At 63.6% G+C, this 8,779-nt stretch carries 7 protein-coding genes; 3 read left to right on the top strand and 4 right to left on the bottom strand.

Going from position 1 to position 8,779, the window contains the following annotated elements; all coding sequences use genetic code 11:
- The 3 genes from SGJ19_20785 to SGJ19_20775 form a co-directional block, all read left to right on the top strand.
- Positions 1 to 1,187: S1 RNA-binding domain-containing protein (locus SGJ19_20785; protein MDZ4782690.1), on the top strand; the 1,187-nt coding region annotated here is incomplete at its 5' end.
- Positions 1,188 to 1,274: 87 nt separating this feature from the next.
- Positions 1,275 to 2,198, top strand: coding sequence for a site-2 protease family protein (locus SGJ19_20780; GenBank protein MDZ4782689.1), 924 nt, complete (start codon positions 1,275 to 1,277; stop codon positions 2,196 to 2,198).
- Complete coding sequence (locus SGJ19_20775) at positions 2,195 to 2,998, top strand: metallophosphoesterase (protein MDZ4782688.1); 804 nt, start codon at positions 2,195 to 2,197, stop codon at positions 2,996 to 2,998. Before SGJ19_20780 ends, SGJ19_20775 begins: the two co-directional genes overlap by 4 nt.
- Before the next feature lie 335 nt (positions 2,999 to 3,333).
- Here SGJ19_20775 and SGJ19_20770 read toward each other — a convergent pair whose 3' ends face one another.
- From SGJ19_20770 to SGJ19_20755, 4 genes are all read right to left on the bottom strand, one after another.
- On the bottom strand, positions 3,334 to 4,377 hold the full coding sequence (locus SGJ19_20770; GenBank protein MDZ4782687.1) for a DUF6666 family protein: 1,044 nt from the start codon (positions 4,375 to 4,377) through the stop codon (positions 3,334 to 3,336).
- A 119-nt stretch (positions 4,378 to 4,496) separates the two neighbouring features.
- Positions 4,497 to 5,975, bottom strand: coding sequence for an HD domain-containing phosphohydrolase (locus tag SGJ19_20765; GenBank protein ID MDZ4782686.1), 1,479 nt, complete (start codon positions 5,973 to 5,975; stop codon positions 4,497 to 4,499).
- A 214-nt stretch (positions 5,976 to 6,189) separates the two neighbouring features.
- Entirely contained in the window at positions 6,190 to 8,313 is a 2,124-nt protein-coding gene (locus tag SGJ19_20760) for a hypothetical protein (protein MDZ4782685.1), read from the bottom strand.
- A gap of 131 nt (positions 8,314 to 8,444) precedes the next feature.
- Positions 8,445 to 8,779 (bottom strand): transaldolase family protein (locus tag SGJ19_20755; GenBank protein MDZ4782684.1); only part of this gene is annotated, 335 nt, incomplete at its 5' end.

The following is an 8,779-nucleotide window of genomic DNA, read 5'->3' as shown; positions in this document are numbered from 1 at the left end:
TCGGCGGGCAATCGCTGGACGATCTGCTCGGCGCGGACGCGAAGAAAACGGCTGGGGCCAGCGACGTCCTCGAACCGGAAACCAAATGCCGCGGGCGCGTCGTGTCGATCCACGGCGAGGACGTGTTCGTCGATCTCGGCGGGCGCAACCAAGGCGTGATCTCGATTCGCCAATTCACCACGCCGGTGGAAGTAGGGACGCTCGTCGAGGTGCAGGCCGGCCGCTTCGACGCGAATGAGGGACTCTATCTATCGACATTGCTGGGCGGCGCGCAGACCGTCGAGGATTGGTCTCAGATCACCGACGGTATGACCGTCGAAGCGAAGATCACCGGCCACAACAAGGGCGGCCTGGAATGCGAAGTCGGCGGACTGCGCGGCTTCATCCCGGCCAGCCAGATCGCGGCGTATCGCGTGGAGAACATGGAGCAGTTCGTTGGCGAGCGAATGAACTGCGTCGTCACCGAGGCCAACCCGGAGCGACGCAACCTGGTGCTCAGCCGGCGCGGCGTGCTGGAGCGCGAACGGCAAGAGGCGAAGGAACAATTGCTTGGCACGCTGCAAGTCGGCGAGATCAAAGAAGGCCGGGTCACTAAGTTGATGGATTTCGGCGCGTTCATCGATATCGGCGGCGTCGACGGGTTGCTGCACGTGAGCCAGATGAGCTGGCAGCGCGTGAAGCATCCGAGCGACGTGCTGGAGGTCGGCCAGGCGATCAAGGTCAAAGTGCAGAAGATCGACCCCGCCTCCGGCAAGATCAGCCTGGCGTTCCGGGACTTGATGGAGAACCCGTGGACGGGCGCGGCGCGCAAGTATCCTGTTGGCTCGCGCGTGACCGGCACTGTGACGCGCTTGATGGAGTTCGGCGCGTTCGTGCAATTGGAGCCGGGCGTCGAAGGCCTGGTGCATATTTCCGAGCTGGCGCATCAACGCGTCTGGCGCGCGAGCGACGTCGTGCAGGAAGGGGCGTCGATCGATGCTCAGGTGACGAGCGTCGACGAACAGGCGCAGCGGATCGGCTTGTCGATCAAGGCGCTGCAATCGCGGGCGTCGCAAGGGTCCAAGAAGCCCGAAGATGCGGACGCCCCGGTCGAGCCGGCGATCAAGAGCAAAGGCAAGTTCACCGGCACCTTGAAGGGCGGCGTTGGCAAAGCCTCTGGGGGGGAGCAGTTCGGCTTGAACTGGTAGCGCGCCGCCGCCGCCGCGTTTTGGCCGGATGACGTATAATCTCCCAACGCCCTGGCGATTGGCTTGGGCGGGAACGAGGGAGAGGTCATGGGACTGATACAAGGCGGGGCATTCCGGATCTTCCGCGTCGCGGGGATTAACGTCTTCCTGCACTGGACTTGGCTGCTGGTGGCGGCCTACTCAATCCAAACTCGCGTTAACGCGAATAGACCACCCGTCTGGGCGGTCGCCGAATACTTGGCTCTCTTTGGCATCGTGCTGTTGCACGAATTCGGCCACGCGTTCGCTTGCCGCAGCGTCGGCGGCAAGGCCGAGCGGATCATGCTTTGGCCGCTGGGCGGGATCGCGTTTGTCGAACCACCGCCACGCGCCGGCGCGGTGCTCTGGAGCATTGCCGCGGGGCCGCTGGTGAACGTCGTACTGGCGCCACTACTTTTCGGCGCCTCGATGGCGGCCAAAGTGGCTGGCGAGGCGATTGTCGGTGCCGGTGCGGCCGAATGCATCTCGACCATTGCATGGATCAATCTTGGTCTATTGATCTTCAACCTGTTGCCGTTCTATCCGCTGGACGGCGGGCAGATTTTCCAATCATTGCTCTGGTTTGCAGTCGGTCGCGGCCGAAGCCTGCAGATTGCGGGCGGGGTCGGAGCGTTGGCGGGCGCGGCTATGATTGTGATCGCGCTGTTGTTCGGCGACATGTTCCTCGCGGTGATTGCTGGCTTTCTCATGTTGCAAGCCTGGAACGGCGTGCGGACCGGTACGATGCTACGAAAGCTGGAAGCGCTGCCGCGGCGCGAGGGCGTGCATTGTCCGTCGTGCGGAGAAAGGCCCGTGTTAGGCAAAGTCTGGCCGTGCGAGCGTTGCCAGCGGCCGATCGACATCTTCGAGAATGACGGCGTCTGCGGGCATTGCGGGCATCCAGCCGAGAAAGCGATCTGCACGCAGTGCGGACGGACGTCGCCGTTGGATCACGCCTCGCACGATAAACTGGTCGAGGCCTGGCAGGCATGAAGCGTTATGTCTGGCTGACGGATTTGCATCTCAACTTCCCGGGAAACGAGCCGACGGGCAAGTTTCTCGATCGCATCGGGTCGCTCGGCACCGATGGCGTGTTCTTGGGCGGAGACATCTCCGAGTGGCCGGACGGGCCGAACTACTTGCGGATGATGGCCGAGCGGTTGGTTCAGCCGATTTACTTCGTGCTGGGCAACCACGATTACTACTTCAGTTCGATTGACACCGTGCGCCGCTACATGGAGCGGCTCTGCGATGAAGCGCCGCGGCTGGTTTGGCTGCCGCGCGCGGAGCCGATTGAACTTGCGCCCGGCGTGGGGCTCATCGGCCATGACGGCTGGGCCGATGGGCGGTACGGCGATTACTGGCGCTCGCTGGTGATGTTGAACGACTACCGTTTGATCACGGAGTTGGCGCCGCTCGATAAAGTTACGCGGCTCAGCAAACTCCATCAACTGGGCGACGAAGCGGCCGCGCATGTACGGCGCGCCTTGCCGACGGCGTTGTCGCGATTTAAGCACGTGGTCTGCTTGACACACGTCCCGCCGTTTCGCGAGGCGTGTTGGTACGAAGGTCGCATCTCAGACGACGAGTGGCTCCCCCACTTCACCTGCAAGGCGGTCGGCGATGCGCTCCGCGAAATCATGACTGCGCATCCGCAGCACGAGATGACCGTGCTCTGCGGCCACACGCATGGCGCCGGCGAAGCGGAGATCCTACCGAATCTGCACGTGTTCACCGGCGGCGCCCAATACGGCGCGCCGGAAATCCAACGCGTGTTCGAATGGGACGGGTAGTTCGCAAATGATGGGGCACATTGCAGCCCCAACGGGGCGTCAGATAACAGCCAGGGGTGCAAACCCCTGGAAAACGCACGCGACGTGATTTGAGCCCCACCGGGGCGACACTTTGTATCGGCCGCTCGCCTGGAATTGTGTCGCCCCGATGGGGCTCATTCCCTCTGGTGGTCCCGAAGTCCAGGGGGGTTTGCACCCCTGGCTATTATCTTTCGCCCCTTTGGGGCTAAGGATGTCGCCAGGCATTCCTTTCTTCCGCTTCACGAATGCTTGGTCATGCTTGAATGACAGCGCGATGATGTCTGCACGTGTCACGGCGCCGATCACGAACGACTCTATTGCCGGAGCAAATCCACGGCGAACGACGTGCTGTTCGCCACGGGCAGCACCGGGGCGAAACGGCCGTTGCGGCCGCGACGGGCGCCGCCCCAGGGGTAGATCTCCACGCCAAGGTAGGCGTCCACCGTGCCGGTGTCGCTGGGCATGATAAAATTCGCTTCGCCGAACAATGCGAGGTGGTTGTTCAGCGGCACATAGACGTCCGAGCCGAACAGGAACGGATTGTCTTTGGCGGGCAGGTCGCCGAGCGCCGCATTGGCTTCGGAATGGCGATCGGCCAAGCCGCCCCAGCCGCCGAGCCGCGCGCCGCTGGCGAAGATGTGGCGATAGTAGACGCTGCCCATAGTGATCGGGCGCAACTCGACGGCGGTCGCGCCGAAGAAGCCGTCGTCGTCTCGGTCGCGCAGTGATGCCTGCACGCCGACTTGATCGCGCATCGTCAAGTCATAGCCGACCGTGCCGCGCCACTGGCCGAGGAAAAACTCGTCGTAGTAATCCTGATAGAGAAAATCGTATCCGCCGCCCCAGACGAGCCCGCCGCTCGTGTGTTGAAACACGCCGACCGTGGTAAAGCTCTGCGTGCGGCCAGTGGAACCTTCCACGCGCTCGACGACTTGCACGGCATTCGCCGTGGCGTTCACGGCCGTGCCGAGTTGCAGGCCGAGGCCATAACGCCGGCTGATGGGCAGTCCCCAATTCACCGCGGAACGCCCGCCGAAATGCGCGTTGACGCCGAAGTCCTGCGGCTGCTTGGAACCTTCCAACCCAAGGAAAACGCTGAAAGAATGGCCGTCGTCCGGGCAGCAACACGCGTCGGCGAGCTGCGGCGCACATTCGCAATCGGTCGTTTGATACGACTCAGCGACCGGCTGCTCGACCACCGCTGGTTCTTCGATCTCACCCAGCCAGGTGGCGAAAGCGATACTGGCCGATTGCGAACTCGCTACCACGGCAACGGCGATGGTCAGAATTCGACCACAACGCGTTTTCGCGCGTTGAAAGAAACGCGCGCACGTCGTTACGAAGGTCCGCCGCACCATCGAGCCCTCCCTGGCTTGGGTGTAACTGCACGGTCATGCAGGGGAGTTATCGTGTGACGAATCCGCACGCCTGGAAGGCTCGCGCGCAAGGTGCGGTCCTGTCACCTGCGGCGACTTTTTCAGGCTGGTCCCAAAGGAACCTGGTGTTCGCCCGAAAGTTCGTTCAGCAAACTGTCGAGGGACCGCAGCTGGTCGTCGACACGGTTGGTGACTTCCTCGCGTTTGAGATAGGCGACCAACCCCTCGCAGGCAAGGCTACAGACTGCTTTGCCGGAATCCTTTTGCAAAATTGCGAGCGCCTTTTCTTGCGGCATGCCATCGCGGTAAGGACGCGCCGCGGTCAGAGCCTCGTAGATATCGGAAACGGTCATGAGCCGCGCGGCCAGCGGTAAATCGCCTGAGCGAATGCCGCGGAAGTAACCGCGTCCATCAAGTCGTTCATGGTGCGCCCCGGCGAGCGGCGCGTACGCGGCGAAGCAGGAGACGCGCTCCAGAATGCGTTCCGAATCGGCCGGATGGGCGCGGAGCGCGGCGAACTCCTCTTCGGTGAGTTTGCCGGGCTTATCGAGGATCATGCTGGAGACGCCGAGCTTGCCGAGATCGTGCAACAAGCCCATGCGATGCACGCGGCGCACGTCTTCGGCGTCGAAGCCGATCGTCGAGGCGATGCCGGAGGCGATCTTGGCGACGCCGCTGGAGTGTTTGAACGTCCACGGGCTCTTGGCGTCGACCACTTGCGCAAAGGCGGCGGCGATGCGGTCCAACTCCGCTTCGCTGACATAGCGCGCCACGTCCCGCGGCTCGAGCCGCGCGGCCGCTGACATCGGATCAGGCGTGGCAAGGTGCATCCAGAAGGGGACGTCGTCGCGGAGACCGAGAAAGGCGTCGACCAGTTCGGGATCGAACCAGCGCTTGCGGCGATCGCGCGCAATTTGCAGCGCCGCGTCGCGGCCGCGCTCGCGGAAAAAGACTTCCACGGTTTGCGCGAGATTCGCGATGCGGGCGCCCAGTGAAATCTCCTCGCGCTTCAAGCCGTCGGGATGGCCTTTGCCGTTCCAATGTTCGTCGAGCTGACGAATGGCGACGGCCGTGGCTTCAGGGAAGCCGAGTGAACGGGCGATCGATGCCCCGCGCTCGCAGCGCGTTTCCACTAACTGCCGCGGCCCCTTCGGACCTTGCAACACCAATGAGACAATGCGCATAGCGCGTTCCCAGGGATGCGCCTCGGGCAGTGCATGCGAGACCAGATAGCGGAAACTCTGTTGCATCTTCGGCCAGTCGATGGTCTTCACATCGCGCTTAAGGCGCTGATCGTCGGCGCCGAACAGGTACGCCATCTTCGCCGAGTTGCTGGAACAGCCCAGGTCTTTGAGCAGCAGGGCGTAGAAAAGCGCGCCGCGATCCACGGCCGTCATGCCGATCTCGCTGGCGATGCGCATGCCGATGAGCGCGGTGCGCGCCGCGTGCCCTTCCGGCTGACCTTCGGTGATATCGAGCGCACACGACAGGGACGCCATGACTTCCGAGAGCCGAATGCTGGATTCGTCGTCAACCTGTCTCGTGGGCGCAGCGGGAGCGCACAGTATGGCGGTGCTCAAGGCGAATCTCCGAACGGATGCGTGCCGCGGCGGAAGGGCCGCGCAATGGATGAGAGGACTTCGCAAGCCTAGCATGCCGAACGATGGACAGCCGTGCGCGGGGCTTCCACGGCGCAGCAGAAATCGGCGGCGCGGTCGCCTCCTGCAGGTCTTACCGGATGCCGCGTGTGGCGTGGCAGCAACAGTGTTCTCGGTTTGCCACGCCTGGTCGAAATCAGTCCATCCCGGGCATCCAGAGGCCGCCTTTGGCCGGACTGGCGGCGGCGCTTTCGGGCGTCCACAACTGGCCTGGATCTTCCGCGGCTGCGGACGCTGCGCCGGGGGGCGGCATTGTCGGCCGACCGTCGGGGCCGACCAGGCCAAGCTCTTGCAGGATCGTCCCCACGGCCTGCGCCACGCCCGGCTCGCGGGCGTGCTTGGTCATGAGCGTTTGCAGGAGGCGTTGAATTTCTTCCGGTTCGCGGCGCGAAAGCCGTACGCGCAGTTCCATGATCAGGAACGGCGCGGGCGAAGTCTTCGCTTGCACCGCGAGCCGCTGAATCTCTTGAATGTATTTGACGGACGACCGCGAATCCGACGCGTTTCGGGCGATCAGCAGCAGCACGCGCATCCGCGTTTCGCCGGTGACGCTCGGACGGCGCAGCGCTTCGGCGCCGAGATGAGCGACGGATGCGCTCGCGGCATAGGCGCCGGCGCGATCCAATTCATGAAACAGGTCTTCATCGCTGAGCTTGGATGCGTCGATCCTGGACAAGCGCATCACCGGAATGGGGATCGGCGTGCCATCCGCCGCAGTAGCGGTGGGATCGATGGGCGCCGGAGCCTCCAACTTGAGCTCCGCGCGGACCGGCGCGAAATCCGCTGGCGCGAGCAGCGATTGCGATGAGAGTTCAAGCAGGGAGAGGGCAGCGGCCAGCCGGCGGCGTAGCGCGGGATCGCTCGCGGCGCTGCGGGGCGACTTGCCGTCGAGAGCCAGATTCGGCGTGTCAGGCCAATTTTTTTGAACGGCGAGGCGTTCGTGCGCGACTTGTAGTTCGTAATAGCGATCGGCCGTGGTGGTCGCCGGCAGATGCGGGCGCCAGCTCATGGCGTGTTGCTCGGCCAGAATCGAGCCGACGATCTCGCGTTCGCCGAACGGGGGAAGCGGTTCACCGAGCAACTGACGCACGGAGGCAATCGCCTGGTCGAAGGCTGGCTGGCCGAACGCGCCAAGCACTAGCCGCGCGGGGCGATCGGTTTCCTTGCCAAAGATGGAGATCTCGCCGCCGACGACGGGAATGTCATGGGCTTCCACCTGGGACGCGTCGGTGATCTGCGGGCGATCCAACAACAGGAACGCAGCGCGGGGAGGCGGCCCATCCTCATCGTCGCGACGCAGCATTTCGCTTGGCAGGCGACCGCAGCGTTTCTCCGCGGACAGCAGTTCCAGCGCGCGGTCGACGTCGGATAGTTCAAAAGCGGCCTTGAGGATTTCGACAATCGCGCCGGACGCATCTTGCCGGTAGACGACCGACAACGCCTCGGCCTCGACCGCGTCGTCCCAGGGAATGTCGCAAGCGGCCAAGCGCGCATAGGCCTCGGACGCACCTTGCGGATTCGCCAACATCGCGCGCAGCAGGGCCAAGTTTCCCCAAACCGCGGGTTCGTTCGCGGCCTTTTCGCTGAGGACCGCGAAGAGCGCTTCGGCGCGCGGGAAATCAGCCAACGGCGTCGGCGCCAGTGCGGCGGCGAACTCGTCATTCCAACGCGGGTCGACGGGGCGCTGGCGCAATGGCGGCAGTTCTCGGCAGATCGGCGGTTGGCCGTCGGCACTCATCATCTGGACGGCCAGATCGCGAATCGTAGTGTCCTTGGGATCGAGCGCCATCAGGATATTCAGCAACGTGCGGCCGGCGGCGAAGTGGCCGGCCATCAATGCCGCGGTGGCCGTCGCGCGCGCCACGACCAGACCGACGCCGGTCATGGTGTTACCGGTCGAGGCGAACGTGTCGTACCAGAGACGCGCGGCCTGTTCGATTTCGCCTGCGTCCAGCAACTCCGCCGCGCGGCGATAGCGGGCGTTGACGTTGTCCGGATGTGCGGCGATGAATTCTTTCTGGAGCGCTTCCGCTTCTTCGCGCCGTCCCTGGGCGAAGAGCAGGTCGATCTTCATGTTCATCAAATGCGCGTGGTGCGGCAGCGTGGCTTCCAACTTGTTGATCGCGTCGAGCGCGGCGAGATCTTGCTGCGAATCGAACAACCGCTCGATGCGCTCGATCTCCGGCCAATGCGGCCCGCAACAGAACTTGAGTTTCTTGCCGCTACCGCAAGGGCAATTGGCGTAGGGATCGGCGGTCATGGCGGGTGAGGATTGGAGGAGGGGGAGTAGGAGTAAAGGAGTAGAGGAGAAAAGAAGGAAGAAGGGGAGACGTCGAGCGAGGAGCTACTTTGCTCCTTGACGCCTCTTCTCCTTAACACCTCCCGCTCCTCCTATTTAGCCGCCAGAGCGCCGCGCTTCTGCGCGATCAACTTCAACAGCGCCTTTTGAGGATCGGCGAATTTTTGAATGCCTTCGCGCATCAGCGTTTCTTCGAGCTTCTGGATATCAACCAGGCGATCGATTTCTTCCAGCACCGCGGCGGGCGGAAGCTGGTCGACCTCGCGGGTGAATGTGCGGTCGCTTTTTTCCACGGCGTCGTTCGTGGCCGGCGGATTCGTTTCGATGTCACTGCCGGCGAATGCGGCGACGTATTTCCAGGCGGGGTCCTCCTTCTTCTTCGTGCCGGTGCTGGCGAAGATCATCTCCTGTTGGAGCGGCAACTTCT

Source organism: Planctomycetia bacterium, from assembly GCA_034440135.1.
Classification (GTDB): Bacteria; Planctomycetota; Planctomycetia; order Pirellulales; family JALHLM01; genus JALHLM01.
The sequence above is the reverse complement of the archived record's forward strand: the minus strand, read 5'-3'. Positions and strand labels throughout refer to the sequence as shown.

What these genes read in the sequence shown, in the direction of transcription:
- SGJ19_20770 (MDZ4782687.1), bottom strand. Translation starts at nt 4,377, where the DNA reads ATGGTGCGGCGGACCTTCGTAACGACGTGCGCGCGTTTCTTTCAACGC.
- SGJ19_20760 (MDZ4782685.1), bottom strand. Translation starts at nt 8,313, where the DNA reads ATGACCGCCGATCCCTACGCCAATTGCCCTTGCGGTAGCGGCAAGAAA.
- SGJ19_20775 (MDZ4782688.1), top strand. Translation starts at nt 2,195, where the DNA reads ATGAAGCGTTATGTCTGGCTGACGGATTTGCATCTCAACTTCCCGGGA.
- SGJ19_20780 (MDZ4782689.1), top strand. Translation starts at nt 1,275, where the DNA reads ATGGGACTGATACAAGGCGGGGCATTCCGGATCTTCCGCGTCGCGGGG.